Below are 24,627 nucleotides of genomic sequence, written 5' to 3'. Positions count from 1 at the left end.
ATTTATTATAAACAGGCCCAAAGAGAAGTGTGCGTAAATTGGTGAACAAGCCCAGGCTCTTTTTGAAAAAGCCGGCAGGCAGGGACAGGTGCCGGTTCCACGCGGCTGTTTGGACATACTATAGGAAGTATTTAGCAGAAAGGAGAGTTACAAATGACAGAAGAAGAGATCGAAGATATTTTCGGTATTTATGGACATAGCAGGATGTTTGAAAAGCTGAGGTACCCGCTTTATGTTTCCGGTGAGCTTGATAATGAGGACTCTGATACGCTGGAATCGTTTTTTGACTGGCATGATTTTGAAGAAGGAACCCGGTTGTTTTTGGATGAGTTTCGATTTTATTTCAGGGTTTTTAAAATGCTGCATGACAGAGACATACTGCCGTCTATTTATTAACGTGTGACAAAAACCCAATCTCTGGCTGGATGGTTCTTTTCTTAGTACAAAGCTCAATGCTGCATTTTTTATTACCGCGAAAAGCGGGAATAATAAAAGAAAATAAATCTGCTCATCATATGAGGAGGAGTTCTGAAGGGTGAAACCAATCAACGACCATTTAAAAGAAAATCTTGATATTCTTTTTGTAGGCTTCAATCCGAGTGTCCGCTCGGGGGAAACGGGGCATCACTTTGCTAATCCGAATAATCGTTTTTGGAAAATTCTTTTTGAAGCAGGGCTGACCCCGAGGAAGTTCAGGGCAGCCGAAGACAGTCAATTGCCGGGATTGGGGTACGGCTTGACCAACATTGTCGCGAGACCGACGAAAACAGCTGATGAAATTACAAAGGAGGAGTATCGGGAGGGCAGAGTTCTATTAAAAAGAAAGATCGAGCATTACCGCCCCAAAATTGTTTGTTTTGTCGGGAAAGGAGTTTATCAGGAATACAGCGGCAGGAAACAGGTTCCCTGGGGTCCGCAGCCTGACTCTGTCGTGCCGGGTACGCTGGACTTTGTGGCCCCTTCTTCCAGTGGTTTAGTCAGAATGAAAATGGAGGAAATCATTCATATTTACAAGCAGCTCCTGCCGTTTGTTTCCTCTCTGGCAGAAAAAGAGGGACACACAGAATAGCCGTGCTTTTAGCGAACTATTGGTTTTATACATAGCCACTTTCATCTTTCTTTTGTACCTGGCTGCTGTTTTAACACGATTTCCTCAATTGGCATCGCTGGACGTTTCCCCTTTTGTTGCCTAGTATAGTAATTGTGGAATTTATTAAAACATAAGGCAAGGAGACAACTGTACTTGATGAAATTGGTTTCGTGGAACGTTAATGGCATAAGAGCCTGTGTGAAAAAGGGCTTTTTGGATTATTTTAATGAGATAAACGCAGATATATTCTGCCTGCAGGAAACAAAGCTGCAGGAAGGTCAGATCGATCTCGTCCTGGAAGGCTATCATCAATACTGGAATTATGCAGAGAAAAAAGGATATTCCGGCACTGCTGTTTTTACTAAGATTCCGCCTCTTTCGGTAAAGTACGGGATTGGCGCGAATGAAAACGAAGCAGAAGGCAGGGTAATTATCCTCGAGTTTGAACATTTTTATGTAGTCAATATTTATACCCCCAATTCCAAAAGAGATCTTTCCCGCCTTGATTATCGCTTAACCTGGGAAGAGGAAGTACGCGGTTATCTAATTGAACTGGACCGTGTAAAGCCCGTCATTTATTGCGGGGACCTGAATGTGGCGCACCGGGAGATTGATTTAAAAAATGCGAAATCCAACAGAGGAAACTCGGGCTTTACAGAAGGGGAACGGAGCAAGATGACAGCATTGCTGGAAGCCGGCTTTATCGACAGCTTCCGGTATTTCTATCCTGACAGAGAAGGCGCCTACACATGGTGGCCTTATATGAGCCGGGTGAGGGAAAGAAACATCGGCTGGAGAATTGATTATTTCATTGTTTCCAAACGGATAGCCGGATCTCTGTTAAAAGCAGACATCCATGCTGACGTCATAGGCAGCGATCATTGTCCGGTAGTGCTGGAGATTAAATGCTGATGTGCCACTCAACCGGGGAGTGATTGTTTTAAAGGAGAAATGCCGGCAGAAGATCATGCACGCTTCTTTTGGAAAAGGTCAGAGTAAGCTGTAGAAGAGAGTGCATTAAGGTGCTCTGCAGTTTTTACGTCTTTTATCGGAGGGCGTTTTATAATATAATAGGAATTGCCTAAAGAAAGTCAGACTGCTGGCAATCAATTTTAAAAATGATGCGTGCAAGCTATTCTTTTTTTAGTTTTTAGGTTTTTTGAGTGCAAAGATTTTCTGTTTTTGCTAAAGTAAGGAGTGGCAGAGGACTTTGTTAAACGAATAAACCGAAACAGGCAAATTTAACAAATATCCTTACATAGTAACACTTTACAGGTCCCAGTAGCTCAGCAGGATAGAGCAGCAGCCTCCTAAGCTGCAGGTCGTAGGTTCGATTCCTATCTGGGACGTCATGAAAAAGCAGGTTAAACCAGCGGTGCAGCAGTCTTCTATATCGTTGCATGAAGCAGCCAGTCCAGCGGTCATCTAAAACTACGCCGTATTTTGGATCTTTATAGTGGCAAACTGCTGAGAAAGAGACGTCTTACTAAGACGTCTCTTTTTATTTTTGTCGATCAAAAGGTATCCCTGCCTGGTTTCTAAGAGGGTTTCTACAAAGATAATTTTTGTTTACTGCTCTTTTGATATAATAATAAATGGCATCTATTAATTTACATAAGAGGAGAAAGGAACCATGAAAAAGCCATTCAAAGTTTTAGCGTCAGCATTGCTGGCAGGCACATGTTTTTCATCAACATTAACACTGACATTCGCTGAATGGAGATCAGATGGCCCGATTGCAGTAGAAAAAGAGGACGAGGCGGCAATTCCATCCATGCCATCAAACGACAAAATTCTACCTGAGGAGCTGGTATTAGAAAGTGAGCCAGGGAGAGTAACGAAGTTTACAGATGTGCCAGCCAACACAGAACTAGCCCACGCTGTGCAGTTCTTACATAAAAATGTAATAGCAAGAGGTTTCGGTGAAACATTTGGCGTAAACGATCCAATTAAGCGTTTGGATGCCGCAATGATCGTTGGAAAGTATAGAAATGATTTTATTGCTGAGTTTGATGATTACCCGTCAGCAGGATTTACAGATGTGCCTCTACGTGCGCTAGACATGATCTCAACCCTTAAATGGGCAGGTCTTATGAATGGAAAAACCGCAACCCTGTTTGGATCTTATGATACAATGACACGAGGCGAAGCAGCGATTATGCTATACAATGTATTTCAGCATAATGTTGAGCTTATTGAGCCAGAAGATATATCAACTTCATTTAAAGATGTCTCTGGCCGATACATTCGAGCGGTTCATGCTTTGACGGACAGCGGCATTACCCGGGGCAAATCAAACACAGTGTTTGGCACCAACGACCCTTTAACAAGAGGGCAACTAGCGCTATTGCTATATAGAGTTTATACAAAGTATTATGAAAAGTAAGGCAAGGAGACGTCTCCTTGCCTTTTTCCATGAAATTTACTTATGCATAAAAAGTAGATTATCAAAATCTCGGTACAGATACATTGTCCGGAATATTTCGGAATATTACAATATCGAACTGCTTTTTAGGATTTTTAGATAAGCCGATATAAAATAATAGTCATTTTAAAAAGAAAGCCTTATTATTTTACCCTGTAAACATGGCATCATTGCCGCCTGCTTTGGTGTGAAGAAGCCAGCCGCAATCTTTGAATGGCTCTTACATTTGTTTAAAAGCAGGATGGAACGGTTAATTTACTGGGGAGGGGGCTTTTGGTCAGAAAGACGTCGAACAAGCCGGCACGTAAATGTTACAAGCCGCTTTGATGGATGAAATGACCGGAGCATGAAGAATTGCAGGAGACTATAGGGCGTGTTAGCCATATTTAATCAGCTGATGTCAAAAAGCTGCAACTGATATTTGCGGAGCAGCACCGGCTTGTTCGGCGAGATGCAAAATCTGCCGATGTGATAGTCGCTGGCCGTAAAGAACTTCAAAGAGATATAAAGGAGTTATGTAGCTGAATGACAGATGAAGAACGCAAACTTTTGCAATACCTGAAAGAGGTAAGTGCGCCTCAATTATTAAAAGATATGAGCGGTGGAAAAGTATTAGGGGCTGACTTGCGGGCTGTTGGGAAGCTGCGGATATACCGCCTGCCTGACGATGCAATAAACGTTCTTTTATACTGCGCCAAGCTTAATATGAATACACCGGATTATCGGGACGTTTATAAAACTGCAGCCCGCTGGAGAAGGCTTCGCGTGAAAAATGCAGAAGAAGCGTTTGAATTAGCTAAGAAAGAATATAGCCTGGATCAACAAAACAAATAGTCTCCTTTTTAAACTGCACTTCTTATAAGTGCGGTTTTTTTTGAAAAAATGGTATAATAAGAGATGTAAGGAGCTTGAACTGATTTTCAGGAAAAGCTTCTTAAATTGGCTCCTCAGCTTCGGTTATTTCCGGGCTGTGCTTTAACAAAATTACCATGCTTAACTGCATGAAGGAGATAGAGAATTGAAGAAAATCATCACGTCTTTACTTGCAGCAGTCATTGCTTTTTCTCCTCTTGGAACAGCCGTTTTTCAGGATCATTCAACCACTGTGGAAGCGCGGGGAAAAAGAAGCTTTAACAGCACAAACAACAGTGTAAACAGTCCTTCAAGTTTTCAAAACAAAAAATCGGATTCGATTGCCACAAATAAATCCACAAGCTCGGCCCAGAAAAAGGGCAGCTTTTTGTCAAGCGGGCTTATGCGTGGGTTAATGGTAGGTGGTCTTGCTGGGTTGCTGTTTGGCAGTTTATTTGGAAGTATGGGGATGTTAGGTTCTATTTTAGGACTGCTGGTCAACGTGCTGACGATCGTTATCTTGCTGGCCGTGATCCGCAAAATATTTACTTCCTTTAAAAGCAAAAAAGAGAAAAGTGTATATTAACAATAAAGTAAACTAATAACGAGAAAACCCGCCTGAAAACTGCATGAACAGGCGGGCTTTTTTGTGGGGAAAACGGATTTTCCTGAAAAAGATCAAGATATTTCTGCCGCCTGCTTATAACAGGCTCTCAGCGAGGAGAGAATACGACGTTATTTTGTCCTCAAAGTTATGTACATTGGCAATGATTATAAATTCTTCCGTTTGATAAGCCTCGCTCAGGGCAAGAAGTTCATCTCTCACTTTTTGGGGAGTTCCGATAATCATGCGCTTCCGGTTTTCTTTTGCTTTTTCCTTGTCCGCACCTGTTACAATGCGCCGTCCGGCTTCCTCAATAGCCGGTATTCTCGTATCCCTGTTTTTTTCAACTGCCAGCAGCCATGCATCCTGGCTGAGTGCGATTTCTTCCGCTTTTTCCTGGGAGCCTGCACATATAACAAAAACGCAGACGTTTGTTTTCGGCTGATTTAAAAGGGACGAAGGCTGAAAATCGTTTCGATATTGCGCCATTGCCCTGCGCCCGTTATAAGGATTGATAAAATGCCCATAAGTAAAAGCAGTGCCATGCTCAGCGGCTGTTCTTGCGCCGCGGTGGGTAATGCCCAGCATCCACATCTCAGGAAGGCTGCTCGTCATCGGGTACGCTTGGACAGTTTGATTTTCGCCGGCTAAATACCCCTGCAGATCCCTCACCTGACGCGGAAATTCATTTAGGCTTTTTCTGATGCCATCTGTCAAAGCCAGGCGGGTGTCCGCAGAACCACCCGGCGAGCGTCCGATTCCCAAATCAATCCTTCCCGGAAATAAAGCTTCCAGTACCTTGAAATTTTCCGCCACCTTATATGGACTGTACTGAGGGAGAAGAACCCCTCCCGACCCGACACGGATCGATCTGGTATTTGAAGCAATATGGGAGATCAGCACTTCTGGCGACGAGCCCGCCATGCCGTTTGCATTATGATGCTCCGCTGTCCAAAAGCGGGTATAGCCCATTTTTTCTGTTAGCCGGGCCAGCTTTACGGTGTTTTGCAAGGCAGCCGCCGCTGTACTGCCGGCCGTAATAACGGATTGATCCAAAACGCTTAACTTCATTTTCAACACAACCTTCCCGTCTGTAAGGCTTCCTCACCAAAAGATAGGCTATCAGGTGTGATAAGTAAAGGAAAAGGCTTTGGTGCTGTTTCTGCTCCCAAAACAGGAAATGCCGTCCTTCGCGTTTTTGAACAGCCCAGGAGGGAATAAGCAGACTAACAGGCTTTGAAAGCTTTATATTAAAAATGGGTGATGCAGCAAATGACAGATTTTCTACAGCAGTTTTCAGATCTTCAGCTTACATGGTTTATTGTTTCTTTTGCCTCCATTGTGCTGGTGAATATCATCTTAAAAGGCTTCTTCAACAGGATGTCTACTAAAAAAACAGGCATTAAAAAAGGAGTTTTTACTTCTTTTTCCTCTTTTTTAAATTGGATTACGTTTTATTGTCTTATTCTTCTGTTTTTGTTTTATTTTTCAAAAAGCAGCTGGCTGTTTTATCCTCTTTATTCAAGCGACGGCGTAGATGTATCCCTGTTTTTAATCATTATGGCCATTATGATTGTTTCCCTGGCGGATCGTCTCCTGAAGCTGGTTATGGAATACGTTTTGACGCCGGTTTACGATTACTACCGGGTGGATAGAGGACTCGGCTATACATTCAATCAAATTATTTATTATACGGTTATGATTGTGGCGCTGGCCATCAGTTTTACAAGCGTAGGAATTGACTTAACGGCCCTTGGTGCTGTTTTTGGCGTGCTGGGCATCGGAATCGGCTTTGGAATGAGAAATGTAGCCGGCAACTTTGTATCAGGGATTATCATTTTATTTGAACGGCCTATTGAAGTAGGCGAAATAATCCAGATTGATAAGCAGGTTGGCCAGGTGGAAAAAATCCGGCTGCGCTCCACCATCGTCCGGACTGCCAAAGAAGGAGTTCTCATTGTACCCAACCAGTACTTTATCGAGCAGATTATTAAAAACCGGACCGGGGCGGAAATGATGGCTCAAGTGTCCGTCAGTATTGAATATGGTGCCGATACAGCAAAAGTGGAAGAGCTTTTACAGGAAGCGGCAGAGAAAATGAAAGAAAGCATGAGCGGAATTTTAGCAGAGCCTGCTCCTGACATTCGGTTTGTCGGTTTGCGGAACAGGGCAATGGATTTTTTGGTTGAAATTCCCGTTGCCAATTTTAAAACAAAGGAACAGCTTGAAAGCAGGCTTCGTCATTTGATCATCCAGCTTTTTAGGAAAAATGATATTGTTCTTGCTTCAAACGGACTTGATCCATCAATGTTTCAATAGCTTTGCTTTAATTTGCGCTGGAAAGAAAGACAGTGTTTTATCCGGTTAGTTTTTTGAGTGCCGGGTATTAAGAAATAGAAACAAAAAAGAAAGGAGAACAAAACAATGGCAATGAGAATTATGGGCGGCGTTTTTCAAGAACATGACGCAGTTATTAAAGTAATTGAGGAATTGAAGCTGAAAGGCTACAGCATTGATGATATTTCTGTTTTTGCGAAAAGCAGAAAGGATGTTCATGATATTGAGCATGAGACAAATGCGGATATTATTACCGACAGTAGCGAGCGGCTTGAACACGCTGAAAGAGGAGCGGGCATTGGCGCACTTTCAGGCGGCCTTCTCGGCGGGTCACTGGGAGCGATCCTTGGCGCAGGCTTGATTGCCATTCCGGGAATTGGTCCGATTGTCGCCGCCGGTCCGATTGTCGCCGGCTTAACCGGGGCAGGGGTCGGTCTTGGAGGCGGGGGAATTATCGGTGCGCTGGCTGGTGCCGGTATTCCAGAGGAAAAAGCGAAAGAGTATGAGCGGTATTTGAAGGAAGGAAATGTTGTTGTGCTCGTTGACGCAAAAGAAAATCACGAAGCAGAAATTGACCGAATCTTCCAGGCGTATAGTCCAACTACAAGAGCAGCATATCGAAACAGCAAATAAGCAGAGACAAATCCAGAAAGTGTATCCTGAGAAAAGAAGGATACACTTTCTGTATTTTTATTTTCCTGCTGGCTGCTGCCAGTAAGCCGATCCGTCCCATAAATAAGCTTTGATTATGTCTGTGTTTATCTCGATGCCAGTGCCTGTTCCAGAAGGAATTGATACATAGCCGTTAACTGGCTTCAGGGATATGAGCTCGGAAAAAGGGTTTTCCATCACATCCCACTCGACCGGTTCAATGCTTTCACCGTCCATTTTGCTCCAGCCCGCCAGGCTTGCCTGGGCAAAAAGTGTATACAATCGGGAAAGAGCGCCGTCATAGCTGTGAGGAGATACCCTGATTCCAAAGTGGCGGGCAAGCTGCAGCGTGCTGCGAAAATCGTCCACTCCTTCTCCATGCAGAAGGTCCGGCTGAATAATGTCAAACGTGTTCTGGCAGAGCAGCGGCAGAAACTCTCTGGCACCCTTCAGGTTTTCTCCGCCGGCAAGGGGTACAGGGAGGCTTGCGCGCAGCAGATGATATTCAGGCAGGTTGCCGATGGACATAGGTTCTTCCAGCCATAAAATATTCGGCCAGTTTAAAAAATGCCGCTGCCATAAACGAGCCGCCGCTGCATCGTAACTCTGGTTGGCATCAAGAATAAGGGCTATTTTTTCTTCGGTCATGTTTTGCAGCAATCGAATATGAGAAAGATCCTCCTGAAATACCCGGCCCCCGATTTTTACCTTTATGCTGTTAAATCCTTCTGAAATCGTTTGTTCCACCCGCTGGATAGAGTGCTTGATCCAGTCTTTGCTGTCAGTATAGGACTGAAAGGAGGCATAAACAGGAATTTGATCCCGCCATTTTCCTCCCCATAGTTCACAGACCGGAAGATGGGCCTGCTTGGCCATAATTTCTGTTAAAGCCATACTGACAGCTGCCGCCGCGCGCTTATGCCATTTTTTGATTACATCCACTAACTGAAGGCGGCTCGATGCCGGCTTTCCGATCAGGTAAGGGATAATTCGTTGATTAAACCCCGCTTGCAAGGCCGGCAGCCAGTCAATGCATTCTCCCCAGCCATCTATTCCGGATTTCGTTACAATGTGTATTAAAAAGCAAGAACGGTATTTTTTGTATCCGTTTGCATCGCCATAAGGTGTACCGACCTTATAAAGTAATGGAAAAGTGTCAACCTTTTCAATTTGCATCGTTTACCCGCCTTCTGACATTTTAAAAAATACAATTAGATCGGATTGCTTTAATGGAATGTTTGTATTTTGTGCATTATCTTTGAATTTATTCCTCTTGTTTAAAGTCTGCAAATTTAAAGTCTGCATAAAAAAATGCCTTTTTTCCTACTCGCTAATTTATTTCCGGTTATAACCACTTTTAAGAGCCTATTAATCTAGAATTTCCTCCTTTATTTCATATGAATAGGCCGGTGGGTTTAAAGAGAACTAATACTTTTAAAACAGGGAATTCCAAGTCTTTTTAACGCTTTTTTATTTTTACATTCACTTAATATTCTCTTCATATTACATCTTTATAGTAAAGTACGAATCTAACATACACCTTTGGAGGTTTTACAAAATGAAAAAGCAATGGGGAAAAAAATACCTGTCGATTTGCACAGTGTCGGCGCTCGCTATTATGGGAGCAGCTGGCGGCTTTTCCAATCAAGATGCAGAAGCGGCAAAAAATAAAAACCAGAATAACGCAAAAGTAAAAAATGTCATTTTTATGATCGGGGACGGGATGGGGACATCCTATACATCTGCTTACCGATATTTAAAGGATAATCCTGCTACGCCGGCTGTTGAGCAGACAATATTTGATCCATATTTGGTTGGCCAGCAGATGACATATCCGGAAGACCCGGAACAAAATATTACGGATTCTGCTTCTGCGGCAACAGCAATGTCCGCTGGCGTTAAAACATATAACGCGGCGATTGGTGTAGATAACGATAAAACGGAAGTGAAAACAGTACTAGAAGCAGCGAAAGAAAACGGCAAAGCAACGGGACTTGTGGCCACATCTGAAATTACACATGCAACACCGGCTTCATTCGGGGCGCATGATGAAAATCGGAAAAATATGAATGCAATTGCCGATGACTACTACGATGAGCTTGTTAATGGAAACCATAAAATCGATGTACTGCTTGGCGGTGGTGAATCGAATTTTGTCCGGGCGGACCGCGATTTAACAGCTGAATTTCAAGAATCGGGCTACAGCTATGTAACAAGCAAGGAAGAAATGCTCAATAACGACAGCCGAAAAGTTCTTGGATTGTTTGCTGAAGGCGGCCTGCCGAAAATGATTGACCGGACAGAAGAAATTCCCTCACTTGAAGAGATGACCTCTTCAGCCATTGATCGCCTGCAAAAAGACAAGGACGGCTTCTTCTTAATGGTAGAAGGCAGCCAGGTCGACTGGGCCGGACATGATAATGATATTGTCGGTGCAATGAGCGAAATGGAAGACTTTGAGAAATCGGTTGAAGCAGCAATTGAGTTCGCCAAAAAAGATAAACATACCCTGGTCGTTGTAACAGCCGACCATTCTACAGGCGGTTATTCAATCGGAGCAGATGGAATTTATAACTGGTTTGGAGAGCCAATTCAAGCGGCAAAACGTACTCCAGACTTTATGGCGGCTGAGATTGTAAAAGGCGGCAATGTAAAAGACGTACTGATAACATACATTGATCAGGCGAAGCTGAAGCTGACAGAGGAGGAAATTCAATCGGTTGAAGAAGCGGCAGCAGCCGGCAAGCAGGCCGATATTGATAATGCGATTGAAGGAATTTTTAATAAGCGTTCTCATACAGGCTGGACTACAGGCGGACATACCGGCGAAGACGTACCAGTTTATGCGTATGGACCGTACAAGGAACGATTTGCAGGCCAAATAGAGAATACACAAAATGCAGAAATTATCTTTGAACTTCTAGGAAGCAAGAAAAAATAAAGAAAAAATACCTGCTGCCAATCAGGCAGCAGGCGTTTTTCTGGAAAGGCAGGAGCTATTCTATGAAAAGATTAAGCTGGATATTTGCAGTTCTCCTTGCCGCTGGCTGCAGCAACAGCCAGCAGCAAGGCGTACCAACTAACACAGAGCTTCCTGCTGCAGAAGCGAAAACAGCCATTGAAATAAAAGAAGCAGATACGTATGTACCCAATCCGCAGGTTACGGATGACCGGGCTCTCATAAAAGAAGGCCAGAACGTTTCGGACGGCAAAGGTGAACTGACTCTTTTGCGCTTACAAGCAGCCGATAAACAGGAACAGATCGGTCCTGTACAGATAACAGTGAATGAAGTGAAGATAATGCATTTTAAACCCGACTACAGCATGATTGATTTTTTTCATATGTATACTCACGAAGAAGAATTCGATTTTATAAAACTAAATGTACTCATTGAAAATACAGACGGCGAACCAGTGCAGTTTAATCCGGCTGCCCGGCTGAAAACAAGCAATGATGAACTGAAAACATGGGAAGATGATTTTTATTTGGAAGAGCTGGCAGGGCAGCTTGGGCCGGGTGAGGTGAAGTCCGGCAGTATGGGTTTTATTGTGGAAAAAGGCAGTGAAATTCAATGGATTGAGCTGTTAACGAGTGATGCAGTGAATGGAGAAAAATCCATTATTGAGCAGGGGAAAAGTGTGCGGGTGGAATTTTGATATTGAAAAATGACTGGCCGGAAGCAACTGCTTCCGGCTTTTAGCATACATAAGCAAGATATTGGAACAGGGCGGCGAGCGGCAGCCTGCCCGATAAAATAGTTGAATAAAGAACAATTTGTTCTTTATAATGAACGATGAAGGTGATATAGTAAAAAAGCAAAAAGATGAATGGCAAAAACGAAAGGAAGATGAAAATGGCTGTCAGGAAAAAATTGGTGTTAATCCAATTCTCACGGGCGCTAGTGCCTTTAATGGTAATGCTTTTTCATGCAGCGGAAAGTATGAAAGCATACTTTGATTACGATATTTCGATTTTTACGTACCTTCCGATATCGGGCGGCGTCAACTACTTTTTTGCTTTATCGGGTTTTATGATGTATTACATTTACCGGGAGAGCTTCGATAAGCCCGGGCAGGCAAAAAGCTTTCTGCTGAATCGCTTTATCCGTATTTATCCGCTTTACTGGATTCTGACATGTGTATTTTTACTTATTCTTTTTTCATTCCCCGGCCAGTTTTGGGAGGTAGACATAAATATTGAAGCGGTTCTCACCTCTTTTTTACTGCTGCCAAACAGCAGTGAAGCCGAGCCGCTCCTTCTTGTCGCCTGGTCACTCGTTCATACTGTCTTTTTTTATATTGTCTTTTCACTTTTTTTCCTTGTCAAAAGAAATATTTCGGTTCCTATTCTGGCGGCCTGGGCTTTGCTTTCGGTCGCTTTTTACCAGGGATACATCGGAATTGACCATTATTTAATCCGCTTTTTCTTTAACTTGTATAATATTATTTTTCTGGCGGGGATCCTGTGTGCGTATGCAGTCACTCACTTTAAATGGAATATAAAGTGGTCTGCTGCTTTCGTTATGATCGGCCTGCTGGGCTTTCCGTTTACATGGATCAATTACCTTTATCACTTTGTAAACCTGGATTTTGATCTTGGCACCGGACTGGCCTCTGTATTCATTATTCTGGGGCTGGCCTCTATCGATCTGCAGAAGGAAGTAAGAATCCCGGCGTTTTTTCATTATTTAGGAAACGCTGCCTTCTCTATTTATTTGTCTCATAATTTAATTTTAGACGTTTCGATTGATCTGTACAGCAGATTATCCATTTATAACGCAGCCGGCGGCCTGATAACTACCGTACTGGTCATGGCATTGATGACAGCGGCCGGGTGCGCAGTTCATTCTTTCGTAGAAGAACCGCTTATTGCCGCTTTGAAAAAGAGAGTGTTTAAGAAAAAAACCATTGTTCAAAAGAAACTGGAAGAAAAAGAAGCAGGCGTTCATCTTTCATAAGCGCCTGAATAACGAACCCTGAGAGAAAAGCTCTCAGGGTTTTTCAGTGTTGGAAAATAAACTTGCCAGAAGTCATTCTTTTTGTTTTTGGAGAGTTTCTATCTAGAGATCTCAAAAAAGCAGCGCCAGGACCGGGCAATGAACAGCGGCAGGCGCGGGAGCTAAGCGATGCGTTTGCCTGGCAGCTCATTACCTGCTTTTTAAAAGGCACAGTGTCTGCGAAAGCGGTCGTGCAGCAAGAAACAAACTAATTGAAAATCCATTTATTAACAGCCGAAACCTGAAAGCTTTTTCAGGTTTTTTGCTGTTTAAAAAGCTTGTTCTTTAAAAAGTTTTCTTTCTTATTCGACATTAATTCATGAAAAAGAAATTTGTTCGTTAAAAAGAAAGCGTTTTATTGTTAAGAAACAATCGAAATTTATTTATTATAGTCCTATTTTGCCGATTTTTTAAGAATTACGTCGTTCTTTATCAAGAATAAATTGTTTTCATATAACGAACATTTCGTGATATTATATACCTGTGTTCTTTATGGAGAACAAAGCGAGGTTTAATTATCGGCAAAAGGAGTGTTTTTCTTGGTTAAGAAAATGGTTAGTTTTTTGACTCTCAAAAAAAGGGGGCAAGAAAAGCCGTACAGCAACTATGCAAAAGAGAAATTTATTTTTCACGATGATACTGGCCGGCGCTGGCCAGTATCGGTTTTGGTCTTAGTTTTAACCGTTTTATTTCTTAGTACTGTTACTGCCGTTATTACGTCCAGCTTATTTGATGACCCTAATGTAACCCCTGTTAATTTTGACAGAGAACTGAAAGCAGTCCAGGAGCCGCTGAATAATGAAGCTGAAAGTTCACCGCCTTTTGTAGCAGAGCATCAATACAGAGCAGCCTCTATTCCTAAAAACGAAGCCAGTGAAACATATGGGTTTTATCTTCGAGATAATACGAGCAGCCAGGGCTCTCTAAAGCAAAATATTGATTCACTCGATGTGATAATTCCCAATTGGTATTACATAAACTCTGAAGGGACGATCAAGAAGGAAGCGGAAAAGAAAGTTGATGCCGTTGCGAGAAAGGAAAACATAAAAATAATACCGGCTTTTGAACTCGAAGAGCCTGAAGATATTCAAATGATGCAGAAAGCTCTACAGTCAACGGAACTCAGGGGAGAGCTTGTGAAAAATGTTCATGACCAGGTGCAAAAGGACCAGTATCAAGGAATTAATTTGGATTTTAGCGGAATACCCGAGGAAGACAAAAATGCTGTCAACGAGTTTGTAAAAGAGTTATCCATACCCTTCAAAGAGAGCGGCCTGCAGATTATAATAACGGCTACTCCTGAAGGAGGACCGTATGATTTTGAACAATTATCTGCTTTTGCAGACCGAATTATTGTAACAGCCTATGATGAACATTATGAAAGCAGTGAGGCAGGACCGGTTGCTTCTGCCGGCTGGACACAGAAAATGTTAAAAGACCTTCCAATCCCTGCTGATAAATTAATTCTTGGCATAGCCAACATTGGTTATGACTGGATAGAAAACAGCAATGAACCTGCAAAAATGCTGTCATACGAAGAAATCATGAAAATGGCTTCGGAATCTAACTTAACAGTCCAATGGGATGAAAACAGCCGCAATCCATATTTGCGCTATAAAGAAAACAATGAAAATCATATTGTCTGGTTTCTCGATGGAGTCACTTCGTACAATCAAATTAAAATGGGGCTTGATCAGGGAGCCAGAGGTGTAGCCATTCGTTCACTCGGCTTCGAGGAAAAGGGGATATGGAGCCTTTTAAAAAATGAAGGAACTATTACACAGCAGGCAGATGAGCTGAAAACCATCGAGAACCTTGTGTCGCTATCTGATACTGGTTCTGGTGAAGTAATCACATTTTCAGAAAATACCGGCAAAGGTTCAAGAACCATTCATTTGGATGGGAATGGGTTTATTGATAAACAAACCTATATGGAGTTTCCGGTTCACCGTTTTGTTGAAAGACACGCCGATTCAACAGACAAAAAAATTGCGATTACCTTTGACGATGGGCCTGATCCGCTCTACACACCAAAAATTCTTGATATTTTAAGTGAAAAAGGAGTGCCGGCGACTTTCTTTGTACTTGGAAAGCAGACCGCCCTTTATCCAGATATTGCTGCGCGCATTAAAAGAGAAGGGCATGATATCGGAAGCCACACCTTCAGCCATACGAATATCGAGGAAGACAGCCCGTGGATGATTGAAGCAGAACTGAATGCCACGCAATGGCTGATTCAGCAAACAACAGGTCATTCTACTAGTCTCTTCCGCCCTCCTTATACAACGGATGCGGATTATGCTCCTAATGAGCTGGGACCGATTTTAACTGCTCAAAATATGGGCTACCATATGGTTGGTTCATTAATTGACACGCGGGACTGGGGAGCAAATTCAGCCGGACAGATTGTAGAAACTGCCGTATCAAACGTGGATAGAGGCAATATATTATTGCTTCACGATGCAGGCGGAGACCGTTCTATTACAGTAGAAGCTTTGCCAAAAATTATTGACGAACTGAGAAAAGAAGGCTATACATTTGTAACAGTAAGCAGCTTGATGGGGAAAAGTCAGTCGGAAATTATGCCTCCTGTTCAAAATGATGCCAGCATATACATGGTTTTTTATAAAATCGCCAGCAGCATGTATAGCTTCCTGGCAAAATTCAGTGTGGTCTTTTTTACAGGAGCGATCATTTTCGGTATTGTAAGACTTTTATTTTTGCTTTTCTTCAGCAGCCGGCATCGAAAGAACTATCAAAAACGAAAAATTGATCCCGATTACCAGCCCGCTGTAACGGTGATTATCCCGGCATATAATGAAGAAAAGGTCATTGAAGGAACAGTTCATTCCATTTTAAAAAGCGATTATGAAAATTTTGAGATTATGGTGGTGGACGATGGCTCCTCCGACCGAACAGCAGAAGTAGTAAGAACGGCTTTCAGCAGCGATGAAAGAGTCCGGCTAATTGTAAAAGCGAATGGAGGAAAGTCTTCCGCCATTAATAGAGGATTCAAGGATGCAAAAGGCGAAGTTATTATTATTCTTGATGCTGATACATCCATTGCCTCTAATTCGATTTCATTGCTCGCCAGTTATTTTGCCGATGAACAGGTTGCGGCTGTTTCGGGGAATGTTAAAATCGGAAATGTACGGAACCTTCTGACAACCTGGCAGCACGTAGAATATGTTACCGGCTTTAATCTGGAAAAGCGGGCGTTTGATGAATTAAATGCGATCACAGTCGTTCCGGGAGCCATCGGCGCATGGCGGAAAAGCGCTGTCGAAGAAGCCGGTTTCTTTGCAGAGGACACACTTGCGGAAGATACAGATATTACAATACAGGTTTTAAGAAACGGCTACCGTGTTAAGTATGAGCCGAATGCCTACGCATACACAGAAGCGCCGGAGGATATGAAAACATTTATTAAGCAGCGGTTCCGCTGGTCTTACGGTATTTTGCAGTGTTTATGGAAGCACAGAGGCGCCCTGTTTAACTCAAAACAAAAAACACTCGGCTTTATTGGCCTGCCCAATATGTGGTCGCAATATGGACTGCAGGCGCTGGCGCCATTAGCAGATATCGTGTTTATTATTGGTCTTTTCGGAGATGCCCCTAAAATTTTAGCTTTTTATTCTGCTTTTCTGCTGCTGGACATGCTGGTTGCTTACTATTCTTTTAAATTGGAAAAAGTCAGCGCAAGGCCTTTAATATGGCTGTTCCTGCAGCGCTTTGTTTATCGCCAGTTTTTAACGTTTACGATCTGGAAATCCTTTACCTTTGTTTTAAAAGGGGTAATGGTAGGCTGGAACAAATTTGACCGATCAGGAAATGTGCGCCTTCCGCTCGAGAGTGTTGCGGAAAGTGCAAAGAGAAGAGGAGCTTAAGGAAAAATGGAAGCACCGTTTAGCCAGGACATGGCTGATATTGAGGAGGCCATTTCATGAATAAACCCATGAAATGGCTGACTGTAATCCTTGCTGTTTCAGGAGTGATATGGATTATGAGCAGTCAGTTTTTGAGGGATGAAGAAACACAAAAAGATGACAGCCCTGATGGAAAGTACGTAATGGCTTATCTCTACAATGGAAAACCGGATGGAAGCTATGTAGACTACATTGAAAAAGTTGATCAGGCCACGGGAACCCTGCATGAGGTATCGCCCTTTTACTTTAGTTTAGACGAAGAGGGCTCTTTAAACCAGGATATTGTCAGCGAGGAATTTGTAGACGAAATGCACGCACGGAATATAAAAGTCGTTCCTTTTTTATCAGACGGATGGGATACAGAAAAAGCCAGAGCTGCTCTGGAGAACAGGGAAGAGCTGACAGACGAAATTGCCTCCGAAGTAGAAGAGTATGAGCTGGATGGAGTGAATATGGATATCGAGTATGTCACCGAGAAAGATCGAAGCAGCTATACGGAACTGGTTAAGCTGCTGAGAAGCAAATTGCCTGAAGAAAAAATCGTTACAGTGGCTGTCCCTGCAAATCCTGAAGGCTGGACGAGCGGATGGCATGGAGCGTATGATTATGCCGAGCTGGCTAAATATACGGATTATTTAATGTTGATGACATATGATGAGCACTTCCAGGATCACGAAAAGTCCGGCCCGGTCGCCAGTCTTTCCTTTGTTGAAAAATCAATTGAATATGCTCTATCCCAGGAGGTTTCTCCTGAGAAATTAGTGCTGGGCATTCCATTTTATGGAAGGTTATGGAATGAAGACGGCTCTATTCGCGGCATTCACGTTCCGCTTAATATGGTGAATGAGATAGTGGAAAGCTATAATGGCGAAATCACTTATGATGAGGAGCAGCAATCTGCCAGGGCGGTTTTCTCTATTCCGGCTGATGAAGAACCAATCACCGTGGAGTGGACTGCCTTAACTCCGGGCCGTTACACTCTCTGGTTTGAAAATGAGCAGTCTATAAAAGCAAAGCTGGCACTCATCGAAAAATATAATTTAAAGGGAGCCGGGAACTGGAGCCTCGGTCTGGAAGAAGCCCAGACATGGGATTTTTATAAAGAAGCTTTAAATAAGGAAGAAAATTAACGCAAGCCTCCGCCAAAAAGCGGGGCTTTTTTTATTGCCCGTTTTTTATAAGAGTGCTGGCAATGGCAGCGAGCATATCAAGCTCCATAACTTCAGAGGCACGCTTATTTGCGTTTAATATATACTGCCATCCGTCTTTTTCAAACGATAAGCGATTGATCCGATTTCCAAAGCTGTATACAGCTTTCGTTCCGTTTGGAAGCTGGATGGAATGATCAATTTCATCTTCTTTGAAAACTACTCGCTGCTCAATAGGCTTAACTTGAATGATCAGCTGGTTTTCAGGCGTATTCATATGTAAATAGGCACCTTTTACTTCTTCGCCTGCGGGAAAAGAAAGGGAATTGGAGGAGGGCGAGTCAGCAAAAGCATTCAAATAGTTTTGATCTGCCGATATAATTAGCGAATTGATGATGAGTAATAAAACAAAAAATCTTTTTAAAAAAAGCATATATGCCACTCCTGATTTTTCTTTGGTCAGCGCTGTTTCGTTTATATATTTTATGGACTTGGTGGGAGTTGAACCCACAAGATACACAATAGATCATCTAAAGGAGCTATTGGCCGCTCTGTCCGTTGAGCTACAAGTCCATGCTGTTAGTATGGATCGATTTTCAAAATAATATACAATAACCTTTAGGTGGCAGCCGGATTTATGTATTGGCCAGTTTGTGGCAATACACAGAATTTAAGATAGCGGCGGGCCTGCGGCTTTGCTTTCTGCAGGTCAGCGCTGGGCCCGTTTCCGCCATGTTACAAAGTACAAGAAGATCAGCTGGCACTCAGACCGTCATTTACATAACCGATAATGCGCTTAACGGCTTTTTCTCCAGCTTCTTCCCACTTGCTTTTCTGTTTTAATTTCCCATCCAGTTCAACCGGGTCCTGAAATTGATTAAACCCGGAAGCGGTCAGCAGAGAGTGTTCATCTTTTTCCAGTCCAATATTCACTACATGCTTAATCACAAATGGGGTTTCAAATTTGATCCAGGCATCATAGTTATCGAGTGCGCCTTTCAGGACTGTAAAAGGAACCCTGATATAGATGGTTTCGCCTCCGTTACATGAAAGAATCGCATCAAAGCTTCCCCGGTCGTATTCCCAGTTCCCGCCCAAGTCGTATCCAAGATCGCTAAATTTCTCACGTACATGGCCAAAGTAAGCGTGTTTGCCTTCCAGTTCAGTTTGCAGCTTCAGCATAATCAGTCACTCCTGTTTAAAATGGTTACTAAACAGCTTTAACGTTAAACAGGAGGAAAATACCTAAATAATTTCAAAACAAAAAGGAGCTGGTTTCAGCTCCTTTTTGCCTGCTAATGGTGTATTCGTTTGTGTAATCTGTTTGTTCTTCGTTAAGTGCAGTACCTGTCAGGATTATTGAGCTGTTTTAAGCATTTCATAGAGTTCCTGTTTTTTTACTGGACAAGTCTGACCAGCAGATGGGCGAGCTGGTGCTGCTGCTTTTCGTCGCCGACTTTCCATAGCTCCTGGAGAAGCTTTTCCTCGCGGTTGCGCGGTTCTTCATGAGCGGCCAGATAATCAGCTACTTTTTGAGCGGTTTTGGCCAGCTGTTCTTCATTCATGCCGAGCCGTTCGCCTTTTTCGACTTTTTCACCCAGGTAGCTTTTAAAAGTTTCAAAGCTTGCTAGAATATCTTCTTTTTTCTCTTCGCCCATTGACTGTACTTTTTCTTCTACTTGACCCTGCGTTTCAGGAATTTTTTCATTAGAGTTTGCCATGGAACATCTCTCCTTTCGGTAGTCTTTACTTCGTTGCCCGAATTGCGGCAAAAATAAACATTTAAACACCGCTGAATGTGCTGGAGAAAGATTTGTTCTCGGCAGGGAAAGGATTGAAAGCGGGAAAAAATTTCAAAACAATCTGTTTGTTCATTAAAAAGTGGATTCCTCAAATAGCGGATAAAACAAAACCCTCCTGGTGAAAGGAGGGAGGGAGTTATTCCGATTCCGCATTAGTATCGTGAACAATATTCTTCCCATAAAAAATCTCATCCATTTCATGATGAAGCTTTTTAGTTATATTATCGATTTCATCTTTGTCCAAATCTTTTTTGGTATGGCCGAACAAGTAATTATCTAAATCAAATTCACGAAGCTTGCATTTTGTGTGGAAGATATTTTCCTGGTAAATATTAACGTCGATCATATGGTACAGTTCCTTAACATCCTCAGGTATGTAGTTTTGGATAGAGTTAATGTCATGGTCGATAAAAAGCTTGTTTCCGTTAATATCCCTTGTGAAGCCACGGACGCGGTAATCCATGGTCATAATATCTGTATCAAAAGAGTGAATCAGGTAGTTTAGAGCTTTTAAAGGCGAAATTTCGCCGCAGGTTGATACATCAATATCTGCTCTAAACGTGCTGATGCCTTCGTTCGGATGATATTCGGGATACGTATGAACGGTAATATGACTCTTATCAAGCGCCATTACAACGGTATCTGGAAGCGGGCCGGGCGATTCCTCCTGTGATTCTTCCCTGGCTTCAGGGTCAACCGGCCCTTCGGAAATCAGCATCGTCACACTCGCACCCTGTGGGATGTAATCCTGCTTGGCGACGTTCAAAACGTGTGCCCCAATAATATCCGTAACGTTCCGTAAAATTTCTGTCAGCCGGTCAGCGTTGTATTGCTCATCAATATATTCAATATATGCTTTTCGCTCTTCTTTTGTTTTTGTCCAGCAAATATCATACATATTAAAGCTGAGCGATTTTGTCAGGTTGTTAAAATCGTGCAGCTGAATGCCTTTGCTTTGTTTGATAACCATTGTATGCACTCCTTTACGTCAATCATCGTTATGTTTATGTTACCCGTCCTGGGAAGTAAAAAACAACCTTTCTTTTTAGAGAGTATCGCCAAAAAAGAGCGGAAGAAAGTCTCCGCTCTGCGTTCAGTTAAATTTCCATATCCCAGCGTTCCTTTTCTGTTTTCTTCAGCTGCTCTTCTGTTTCCTTCGGATGAACCGTGCGGAATTTATGGTGGCCGGCGGGAATAATTTCAACCATTTTCGCAATCATATCAGCCGGGTCAAATTGGTTTTCCAGCGCTTCTTCCTGCTTTTTCATATCTTCCTTACGGGTAAAATGGGTGTCTTCATTAAACCATTTCCATTTTTCCTCGGCGCTCCGGTCATTGAACCCGGTTTTATAAGCGCCCGGGTTAATGGTAGCGACCTGGACACCAAACCCTTCCAGCTCCGCTTTAAGGGTCTGAGCAATGCCTTCGATCGCATGTTTTGTCGCGGTGTAAGGTCCAACATAAGGAGTGGCTGAAATACCGGCCATCGAGCTCATAAAAATGATCTTTCCACGGCCTTTTTGAACAAACTTGCGGGCCGCAATCTGCACGGTTTCAAGTGTAGCGAAAACATTTACTTCAAACAACGCACGAAATCGGTCCATCGGTACTTCACCGAGAGGGCCGCCTTCATTAATGGCTGCATTGGCGACGAAAATATCGAAATCATATTTTTGTATTTGAACCACGTCGCGCGGATTGGTAATATCGAGCTTAAACACTTCCAGCTCAATTTCCTGGTCCCGGGCTTCCCGAAGCAAATCTGTTTTCTGAGAGGTAATCTCCGTTGTGGCAATCACGCGGTGGCCGGCTTTTGCAAGGCCAAGTGCTGCCCCACGGCCCAGTCCTGATCCGGCACCTGTGATAAAAATGGTTTTACTCATGTATATTCCTCCTCTGAAAATGATGTGTCATCTTTAGCGTTCCCTGCTGGCAGCGAACAAAACGTGAGGAGGGAAGGATTTGGTCAGGCGGCTGTCCTGCTGCTTTGTGCAAAAAGCCTGGAGCATATGCTTCTTACAAGAGGCCCAATAATAATAAGCTGAAGGGGAAAAGCGAAAACAGCGTTTTTCCATACGGTATTCACATAAAGCTGCGTAAAAGCGGCTGTAGCGCCGGCATTAACAAGAACGCCATATAATGACATCAACAGAACCATCATCGCAACCATGGAAAAGATCATCGTTAACATTTTCTTTACCGGCTTTGTCTGTTCACCTGTAAATTTGTGAAGCAGGAAGCGTGCAACTGGCCCGGCAACGAACAGGTCAAGTAAAAGAGCAACAAGAAAACCGGGGATTAATCCTGCGATAAAATGCTTAAAAAACGTTGAAGAGAAGCCTTCAAGCAGCCAGATATTGTACATGCTCATGCAAATAACCATACCTGCACACATCAACGTAGTAAAAATCAGTTTTTCTTTTTTGGTGTTTCCCATTTTAAAACTCCCTTTTGATTTATTGTCAACTATGTTGACGGTTTATTATAACGAGAGTTCTATTTTTCGTCAACATAGTTGACGGAAAAGAAAATTCTTTCTATTGTAAAAGGATATGAAACGAATGGCAAAGAAAAAAGGGGGAGATCACATATGCATGATGATAAAAATTTAACAGACTTATTAAGTGACAAACATATAAGGATGCGGCAGAAAGTGCGTACACTGTGGCAGGAAACGGGCCAGGAGGATATATCACAGGCTGAATCTCATCTCCTCGCCCTGCTGGAGCGAGAACCGGAAACCATTGCCGGAGCAGCAAGAAAAATGAATATTTCACGCCAGGCAGTCCATAAATGTGCAAAAGGGCTTATTCAAAAACAGTATATTGACGATAAATCGATTCAAAAAAACGAACGGGACAAGGTGCTTATGCTCACCGATAAAGGAAAAGCGTTTTGCGAGGAAATGACCAGGATTAAGAAAAAAGCAGAGGAAGATGCCGCAAAGGAAATCGGGCAGGAAAACGTAGAGCTTTTGAAACAACTTCTTCAAAAAAAATGGGGAGAATAAGAAAAGCCCGGCTTTATTCGCAGGTTAATTTGTCAGAAAGGCGTTCGCTTCGTCCGGAGCAGTCAAGCCACTGCTGTTTCTTGACAAAGAAAACATAAACTTCCTTTACTTTTTTCATCTGTGCACCCTGCTATTTAAAGAAACCGTTGTTTTTTACCAAATGGATTATTTATACCCCCCCTCGCCATCGAAAAGCAGCTTGAGGAAGCAGTGATGTATTTAACGAACAAGCATGCAATGGCATAAAAAAGACAGAATCCAAAACTGTCTGCGCGTTTCAATAGGCCGGCAGCGGGTACAGAATAAACAAAAAGGAGATGATCCGGATGGAGCAGGGAAAGAAAACATATTATGTGGATTTAAACAGTGAAAGCATTTTAAGCGAACCAATTGACAGTCCAAGCTTTGTTATTCATGCGGATGAAAAGGAAATAGAAATGCTGCAGGCGGTTTTGGACGATAAGTACGATGCAGATTTAGAAACATTTGTCCGTGCCCACATACCTTATTTAGAGTACCATCACGACCCGGGAAACGACCATTATGATGGTTCGCAAAAAGTACTGTACGCTCTTATTTACCTTTTGGGCGATAAAGCAGCCAAACAGCATATTCAGGAAATGGGAATCCTGGAAGACAGAAAAACAGATGATCCCGAGGAAATTCAGCGTTTTAGATAACAAAAAGGTGCGCATATCTGGCGCACCTTTTTTAAACGGCTGTGCTTTTTCTTTTTTCGTATTCTAATTCAACCAGTGCCCTCGTAATAAAATCAGCGGTTTTGTTTGCCATTTTGTACACGAGGGAAAGCCGGGTCCCTTGCAGTACTTGAAGCGGCAGGAAACCGCCGATGTTTACAATGCCGGAAATGTGATAATCGCCGATAGGAGGAAGCTCTTTTTGAACACCAGCCCCGGGCTTCATTGCGCCCTGGTTAAGAACAACGGTGCCAACATTTTGAGCAGAACCAAGACAGGCATCAACAGCGATCACAAGCGGATTTATATGATTCTCTTTAATCTTTTGGACCGTTTCAGCCAGGTTTTTAGCATGAACAGGATAATCAAGACAGCCGTAAACGGTCACATGCGTATATTTGCGAAGGAAAAACGTTTGTTTCAATTTTGAACCGACGAAGGGACCGTAGCTGTCACCTGATGACCGGTCTGTGCCGATGCAGACAAAAACAATTTCCTGGCGCCCGGATAAAACAGATTTTAATTCATTTTTTAAATGATGAATGAAAAACGTGTCGTCTACAAATTGCCTCATTCTTGTTAAGCCTCCTATTGTTCATTATAAAGAACATAACATAAGTATAATGTTCTTTATGAAGAATGTCACTTGTTAAATTAAACAAAATAAAAATTTCAGAGATATTGCCCTTTCAGATTGTTTTATGAGGATTTTTATGTCTGTTTATTATGTGTAGAAGAAAAATAGTTATTCAATGTTTTACCCGGCAAAAAAGCGGTTAAAGCGCTAAATTATAAAAAGAGGCCAATTGCCTATAAAAAGCAATGCCCCGGCACCCGCAGTTTTTGTCGCGATTTGATGAACGATTTTTACAGGGAAATCTCTCACTCTACCGAAATTATTAAAAAAAGGAGGATGGTTTTATGAAAACGAGCAATCTTACATACTTACAGTCCATTAAATATCATGTGGTAGATCGGCTGGCGAAATCTAAATGTGCTTTATGCAAAACAAAAGGTCAACCGCTTTTTCAGATAAACCAGCAAAACCGAAAGAGAAGTGTCTGCTCAAAATGTGCAGTGTATGCAG

At 42.6% G+C, this 24,627-nt stretch carries 26 protein-coding genes and 2 tRNA genes; 18 read left to right on the top strand and 10 right to left on the bottom strand.

The window, feature by feature from the left end; all coding sequences use genetic code 11:
* Positions 1-153 precede the first annotated feature (153 nt).
* The 7 genes from VP98_RS10610 to VP98_RS10580 all read left to right on the top strand — a co-directional run bounded on the left by VP98_RS10610 (position 154) and on the right by VP98_RS10580 (position 4,953).
* Positions 154-396, top strand: coding sequence for a hypothetical protein (locus VP98_RS10610; protein WP_046175333.1), 243 nt, complete (start codon positions 154-156; stop codon positions 394-396).
* Between the two features lie 139 nt (positions 397-535).
* Positions 536-1,069: a mismatch-specific DNA-glycosylase gene (locus VP98_RS10605; protein ID WP_046175332.1), complete on the top strand. Its 534-nt coding sequence runs from the start codon at positions 536-538 to the stop codon at positions 1,067-1,069.
* Between the two features lie 177 nt (positions 1,070-1,246).
* Positions 1,247-2,002 (top strand): exodeoxyribonuclease III, encoded by a 756-nt coding sequence (locus tag VP98_RS10600; protein ID WP_046175331.1) that lies wholly within the window; start codon positions 1,247-1,249, stop codon positions 2,000-2,002.
* A gap of 363 nt (positions 2,003-2,365) precedes the next feature.
* A tRNA-Arg gene (locus VP98_RS10595) sits at positions 2,366-2,439 on the top strand.
* A 284-nt stretch (positions 2,440-2,723) separates the two neighbouring features.
* Positions 2,724-3,476 carry an S-layer homology domain-containing protein gene (locus VP98_RS10590; RefSeq protein WP_046175330.1) on the top strand — a complete coding sequence of 251 codons (753 nt, stop codon included), beginning with the start codon at positions 2,724-2,726 and terminating at the stop codon, positions 3,474-3,476.
* A 564-nt stretch (positions 3,477-4,040) separates the two neighbouring features.
* Positions 4,041-4,349, top strand: coding sequence for a replication initiation and membrane attachment family protein (locus tag VP98_RS10585; protein ID WP_046175329.1), 309 nt, complete (start codon positions 4,041-4,043; stop codon positions 4,347-4,349).
* 184 nt (positions 4,350-4,533) lie between these two features.
* Positions 4,534-4,953, top strand: a complete 420-nt coding sequence (locus tag VP98_RS10580) for a hypothetical protein (protein ID WP_046175328.1) — start codon at positions 4,534-4,536, stop codon at positions 4,951-4,953.
* Positions 4,954-5,067: 114 nt separating this feature from the next.
* Here the strand turns inward: VP98_RS10580 and VP98_RS10575 are convergent, their stop codons facing one another.
* Positions 5,068-6,042: an LLM class flavin-dependent oxidoreductase gene (locus VP98_RS10575; RefSeq protein WP_046175499.1), complete on the bottom strand. Its 975-nt coding sequence runs from the start codon at positions 6,040-6,042 to the stop codon at positions 5,068-5,070.
* A 201-nt stretch (positions 6,043-6,243) separates the two neighbouring features.
* On the opposite strand from VP98_RS10575, the gene VP98_RS10570 reads away from it, so the two are divergent.
* Both VP98_RS10570 and VP98_RS10565 read left to right on the top strand, forming a co-directional pair.
* On the top strand, positions 6,244-7,290 hold the full coding sequence (locus VP98_RS10570; RefSeq protein WP_046175327.1) for a mechanosensitive ion channel family protein: 1,047 nt from the start codon (positions 6,244-6,246) through the stop codon (positions 7,288-7,290).
* Between the two features lie 105 nt (positions 7,291-7,395).
* Entirely contained in the window at positions 7,396-7,941 is a 546-nt protein-coding gene (locus VP98_RS10565; protein WP_046175326.1) for a general stress protein, read from the top strand.
* Positions 7,942-7,998: 57 nt separating this feature from the next.
* On the opposite strand, the gene VP98_RS10560 is transcribed toward VP98_RS10565, so the two are convergent.
* Positions 7,999-9,135 (bottom strand): mandelate racemase/muconate lactonizing enzyme family protein, encoded by a 1,137-nt coding sequence (locus tag VP98_RS10560; protein ID WP_046175325.1) that lies wholly within the window; start codon positions 9,133-9,135, stop codon positions 7,999-8,001.
* 382 nt (positions 9,136-9,517) lie between these two features.
* Here VP98_RS10560 and VP98_RS10555 point away from each other — a divergent pair, with 382 nt between their 5' ends.
* From VP98_RS10555 to VP98_RS10530, 7 genes are all read left to right on the top strand, one after another.
* Positions 9,518-10,900 carry an alkaline phosphatase gene (locus VP98_RS10555; RefSeq protein WP_046175324.1) on the top strand — a complete coding sequence of 461 codons (1,383 nt, stop codon included), beginning with the start codon at positions 9,518-9,520 and terminating at the stop codon, positions 10,898-10,900.
* Between the two features lie 62 nt (positions 10,901-10,962).
* Positions 10,963-11,616: a DUF4352 domain-containing protein gene (locus tag VP98_RS10550; protein ID WP_046175323.1), complete on the top strand. Its 654-nt coding sequence runs from the start codon at positions 10,963-10,965 to the stop codon at positions 11,614-11,616.
* Positions 11,617-11,746: 130 nt separating this feature from the next.
* Positions 11,747-11,917: a hypothetical protein gene (locus VP98_RS19250; RefSeq protein WP_231584156.1), complete on the top strand. Its 171-nt coding sequence runs from the start codon at positions 11,747-11,749 to the stop codon at positions 11,915-11,917.
* Entirely contained in the window at positions 11,901-12,917 is a 1,017-nt protein-coding gene (locus VP98_RS10545; RefSeq protein ID WP_231584155.1) for an acyltransferase family protein, read from the top strand. Before VP98_RS19250 ends, VP98_RS10545 begins: the two co-directional genes overlap by 17 nt.
* Positions 12,918-12,979: 62 nt before the next feature.
* Positions 12,980-13,168 carry a hypothetical protein gene (locus VP98_RS10540; protein ID WP_046175321.1) on the top strand — a complete coding sequence of 63 codons (189 nt, stop codon included), beginning with the start codon at positions 12,980-12,982 and terminating at the stop codon, positions 13,166-13,168.
* Positions 13,169-13,495: 327 nt separating this feature from the next.
* A complete protein-coding gene (locus VP98_RS10535; RefSeq protein ID WP_052712209.1) occupies positions 13,496-16,843 on the top strand; it encodes a glycosyltransferase in 3,348 nt (1,115 codons plus the stop codon).
* Positions 16,844-16,899: 56 nt separating this feature from the next.
* A complete protein-coding gene (locus VP98_RS10530; RefSeq protein WP_052712208.1) occupies positions 16,900-18,012 on the top strand; it encodes a glycosyl hydrolase family 18 protein in 1,113 nt (370 codons plus the stop codon).
* A gap of 31 nt (positions 18,013-18,043) precedes the next feature.
* Here the strand turns inward: VP98_RS10530 and VP98_RS10525 are convergent, their stop codons facing one another.
* The 7 genes from VP98_RS10525 to VP98_RS10500 form a co-directional block, all read right to left on the bottom strand.
* Positions 18,044-18,463 carry a hypothetical protein gene (locus VP98_RS10525; protein ID WP_046175320.1) on the bottom strand — a complete coding sequence of 140 codons (420 nt, stop codon included), beginning with the start codon at positions 18,461-18,463 and terminating at the stop codon, positions 18,044-18,046.
* 53 nt (positions 18,464-18,516) lie between these two features.
* Positions 18,517-18,603, bottom strand: a tRNA-OTHER gene (locus tag VP98_RS18905).
* Between the two features lie 180 nt (positions 18,604-18,783).
* Positions 18,784-19,212, bottom strand: a complete 429-nt coding sequence (locus tag VP98_RS10520; RefSeq protein ID WP_046175319.1) for a YugN family protein — start codon at positions 19,210-19,212, stop codon at positions 18,784-18,786.
* A gap of 215 nt (positions 19,213-19,427) precedes the next feature.
* Entirely contained in the window at positions 19,428-19,751 is a 324-nt protein-coding gene (locus VP98_RS10515) for a DUF3243 domain-containing protein (protein ID WP_046175318.1), read from the bottom strand.
* Between the two features lie 217 nt (positions 19,752-19,968).
* Positions 19,969-20,802, bottom strand: coding sequence for an adenosylmethionine decarboxylase (gene speD, locus VP98_RS10510; protein WP_046175317.1), 834 nt, complete (start codon positions 20,800-20,802; stop codon positions 19,969-19,971).
* 127 nt (positions 20,803-20,929) lie between these two features.
* On the bottom strand, positions 20,930-21,715 hold the full coding sequence (locus tag VP98_RS10505) for an SDR family oxidoreductase (RefSeq protein ID WP_046175316.1): 786 nt from the start codon (positions 21,713-21,715) through the stop codon (positions 20,930-20,932).
* A gap of 83 nt (positions 21,716-21,798) precedes the next feature.
* A complete protein-coding gene (locus tag VP98_RS10500; RefSeq protein WP_046175315.1) occupies positions 21,799-22,269 on the bottom strand; it encodes a DUF2798 domain-containing protein in 471 nt (156 codons plus the stop codon).
* A 153-nt stretch (positions 22,270-22,422) separates the two neighbouring features.
* Here VP98_RS10500 and VP98_RS10495 point away from each other — a divergent pair, with 153 nt between their 5' ends.
* Together VP98_RS10495 and VP98_RS10490 are read left to right on the top strand one after the other, a co-directional pair.
* Positions 22,423-22,842: a MarR family winged helix-turn-helix transcriptional regulator gene (locus VP98_RS10495; protein ID WP_046175314.1), complete on the top strand. Its 420-nt coding sequence runs from the start codon at positions 22,423-22,425 to the stop codon at positions 22,840-22,842.
* Positions 22,843-23,168: 326 nt separating this feature from the next.
* The gene (locus VP98_RS10490; protein WP_046175313.1) at positions 23,169-23,522 is read left to right on the top strand and encodes a hypothetical protein; all 354 of its coding nucleotides are present in this window, start codon (positions 23,169-23,171) and stop codon (positions 23,520-23,522) included.
* 31 nt (positions 23,523-23,553) lie between these two features.
* On the opposite strand, the gene yyaC is transcribed toward VP98_RS10490, so the two are convergent.
* The gene (yyaC, locus tag VP98_RS10485; RefSeq protein ID WP_046175312.1) at positions 23,554-24,114 is read right to left on the bottom strand and encodes a spore protease YyaC; all 561 of its coding nucleotides are present in this window, start codon (positions 24,112-24,114) and stop codon (positions 23,554-23,556) included.
* Between the last annotated feature and the right edge of the window lie 513 nt (positions 24,115-24,627).

The organism is Domibacillus indicus (assembly GCF_000970685.1).
Classification (GTDB): domain Bacteria; phylum Bacillota; class Bacilli; order Bacillales; family Domibacillaceae; genus Domibacillus; species Domibacillus indicus.
Note: the sequence above shows the minus strand (reverse complement) of the source record. Positions and strands in the feature narration are given on the sequence as shown.

Excerpts from the sequence above, each read along its gene's own strand:
- VP98_RS10610 (WP_046175333.1), top strand. The coding sequence starts at position 154 with ATGACAGAAGAAGAGATCGAAGATATTTTCGGTATTTATGGACATAGC.
- VP98_RS10600 (WP_046175331.1), top strand. The coding sequence starts at position 1,247 with ATGAAATTGGTTTCGTGGAACGTTAATGGCATAAGAGCCTGTGTGAAA.
- VP98_RS10590 (WP_046175330.1), top strand. The coding sequence starts at position 2,724 with ATGAAAAAGCCATTCAAAGTTTTAGCGTCAGCATTGCTGGCAGGCACA.
- VP98_RS10585 (WP_046175329.1), top strand. The coding sequence starts at position 4,041 with ATGACAGATGAAGAACGCAAACTTTTGCAATACCTGAAAGAGGTAAGT.
- VP98_RS10575 (WP_046175499.1), bottom strand. The coding sequence starts at position 6,042 with ATGAAGTTAAGCGTTTTGGATCAATCCGTTATTACGGCCGGCAGTACA.
- VP98_RS10570 (WP_046175327.1), top strand. The coding sequence starts at position 6,244 with ATGACAGATTTTCTACAGCAGTTTTCAGATCTTCAGCTTACATGGTTT.
- VP98_RS10565 (WP_046175326.1), top strand. The coding sequence starts at position 7,396 with ATGGCAATGAGAATTATGGGCGGCGTTTTTCAAGAACATGACGCAGTT.
- VP98_RS10560 (WP_046175325.1), bottom strand. The coding sequence starts at position 9,135 with ATGCAAATTGAAAAGGTTGACACTTTTCCATTACTTTATAAGGTCGGT.
- VP98_RS10555 (WP_046175324.1), top strand. The coding sequence starts at position 9,518 with ATGAAAAAGCAATGGGGAAAAAAATACCTGTCGATTTGCACAGTGTCG.
- VP98_RS10550 (WP_046175323.1), top strand. The coding sequence starts at position 10,963 with ATGAAAAGATTAAGCTGGATATTTGCAGTTCTCCTTGCCGCTGGCTGC.
- VP98_RS19250 (WP_231584156.1), top strand. The coding sequence starts at position 11,747 with ATGAACGATGAAGGTGATATAGTAAAAAAGCAAAAAGATGAATGGCAA.
- VP98_RS10545 (WP_231584155.1), top strand. The coding sequence starts at position 11,901 with ATGAAAGCATACTTTGATTACGATATTTCGATTTTTACGTACCTTCCG.
- VP98_RS10530 (WP_052712208.1), top strand. The coding sequence starts at position 16,900 with ATGAATAAACCCATGAAATGGCTGACTGTAATCCTTGCTGTTTCAGGA.
- VP98_RS10525 (WP_046175320.1), bottom strand. The coding sequence starts at position 18,463 with ATGCTTTTTTTAAAAAGATTTTTTGTTTTATTACTCATCATCAATTCG.
- VP98_RS10520 (WP_046175319.1), bottom strand. The coding sequence starts at position 19,212 with ATGCTGAAGCTGCAAACTGAACTGGAAGGCAAACACGCTTACTTTGGC.
- VP98_RS10515 (WP_046175318.1), bottom strand. The coding sequence starts at position 19,751 with ATGGCAAACTCTAATGAAAAAATTCCTGAAACGCAGGGTCAAGTAGAA.
- speD (WP_046175317.1), bottom strand. The coding sequence starts at position 20,802 with ATGGTTATCAAACAAAGCAAAGGCATTCAGCTGCACGATTTTAACAAC.
- VP98_RS10505 (WP_046175316.1), bottom strand. The coding sequence starts at position 21,715 with ATGAGTAAAACCATTTTTATCACAGGTGCCGGATCAGGACTGGGCCGT.
- VP98_RS10500 (WP_046175315.1), bottom strand. The coding sequence starts at position 22,269 with ATGGGAAACACCAAAAAAGAAAAACTGATTTTTACTACGTTGATGTGT.
- VP98_RS10495 (WP_046175314.1), top strand. The coding sequence starts at position 22,423 with ATGCATGATGATAAAAATTTAACAGACTTATTAAGTGACAAACATATA.
- VP98_RS10490 (WP_046175313.1), top strand. The coding sequence starts at position 23,169 with ATGGAGCAGGGAAAGAAAACATATTATGTGGATTTAAACAGTGAAAGC.
- yyaC (WP_046175312.1), bottom strand. The coding sequence starts at position 24,114 with ATGAGGCAATTTGTAGACGACACGTTTTTCATTCATCATTTAAAAAAT.